2 protein-coding genes are annotated in these 1,572 nt (G+C 71.9%); both read left to right on the top strand.

Going from position 1 to position 1,572, the window contains the following annotated elements:
• Positions 1-1,155 (top strand): MmgE/PrpD family protein (locus tag ACXJLU_RS33285; RefSeq protein ID WP_457337998.1); only part of this gene is annotated, 1,155 nt, incomplete at its 5' end.
• A partial coding sequence (locus tag ACXJLU_RS33280; protein ID WP_489742424.1) for a Rossmann-fold NAD(P)-binding domain-containing protein occupies positions 1,152-1,572 on the top strand: 421 nt, incomplete at its 3' end. The genes ACXJLU_RS33285 and ACXJLU_RS33280, both read left to right, overlap by 4 nt.

Below are 1,572 nucleotides of genomic sequence, written 5' to 3'. Positions count from 1 at the left end.
GCGCCGCAGGCCACCGTGCTCGGCCGCGGCGAGCGCGTCGACATGGCGAGCGCCGCGCTGGTGAACGGCATCACCTCGCACACCTTCGACTTCGACGACACGCACCTGAAGACCATCATCCACCCGGCCGGGCCGGTGGCCTCGGCACTGCTCGCGCTGGCCGAGCACCAGGGATCGAGCGGCCGCGCGCTGATCGACGCGCTGGTGATCGGCATCGACGTGGCCTGCCGCCTCGGCAACACCGTCTACCCGGAGCACTACGACCGCGGCTGGCACATCACCGGCACCACCGGCATGCTGGGCGCGGCCGCCGGCTGCGCGCGCCTGCTGGGGCTGGACGTGCAGCAGACGGCGATGGCGCTCGGCATCGCGGCGTCGCAGCCGGTCGGGCTGCGCGAGCAGTTCGGCACGATGACCAAGCCGTTCCATCCGGGGGCGGCAGCGCGCGCCGGGCTGATGTCGGCGCTGCTCGCACGCCACGGCTTCACCAGCAGCCCGAGGGCGATCGAGGCGCCGCGCGGCTTCGCGCAGGTGGTGTCGACCAAGTGCGCCTGGAACGAGGTGACCGACGAGCTCGGCGAGCGCTTCGAGATCTCGTTCAACAGCTACAAGCCGTTCGCCTGCGGCATCGTGATCCACCCGAGCATCGACGCCTGCGTGCAACTGCGCGAGCAGGGCGTGCGCGCGGAAGACGTCGAGCGCATCGAGCTGAAGGTGCATTCGCTGGTGCTCGAACTGACCGGCAAGAAGGAGCCGGCCGACGGGCTGCAGGGCAAGTTCAGCGTGTACCACGGCTGCGCGGCCGGCTTGGTGTTCGGCCACGCGGCCGAGGAGGAGTTCTCCGACGCGGTGGTGACGCGTCCCGACATGGTGGCGCTGCGCCGAAAGGTGGTTGCCACGGTCGACGACCGCATCGACGAGGCCAGCGCCGACGTGACCGCGGTGCTGCGCGACGGGCGCCGCGTGCATGTGTTCGTCGAGCACGCGATCGGCTCGCTGCAGCGGCCGATGAGCGATGCGGCGCTCGAGGCCAAGTTCCACGGCTTGTCCGATGCGGTGCTCGGCGCGGCGAAGACGAGCGAGCTGATCCGCGCCTGCTGGCAGGTCGGCGGCGCGGCCGACCTGAAGGCGCTGGCGGCGCTGGCGCGGCCATGACGAGGCCGCGCATCGTCGTGCTCGACGACTGGGAGCGCAGTTTCCGTCGGCTCGGCGACTGGCGCGCGATCGACGCGGCCGCCGATGTGACGATCCACCATGCGCCGTTGCGCGGCGACGCGTTGCTCGACGCGCTGCGCGACGCCGATGCGATCGTGCTGATGCGCGACCGCACGCCGTTCGGCGCCGAGCTGCTGGCCCAGCTGCCGAAGCTGCGCTTCCTCGCGTACACCGGCACGCGGAACAACGCGCTTGACCAGGAGGCACTGCAGGCGCGCGGCATCCCGGTGCACCACACCGAATGGGGGCCGTCGAAGAGCGCGACCTGCGAACTGACCTGGGCGCTGATCCTCGGTGCGGTGAAGCAGGTCGAGGCCGCCAGCGCGCGGCTGCGCGCCGGCGGCTGGCGCAGCGAGG

The organism is Rhizobacter sp. P5_C2 (genome assembly GCF_054049715.1).
The sequence above is the reverse complement of the archived record's forward strand: the minus strand, read 5'-3'. Positions and strand labels throughout refer to the sequence as shown.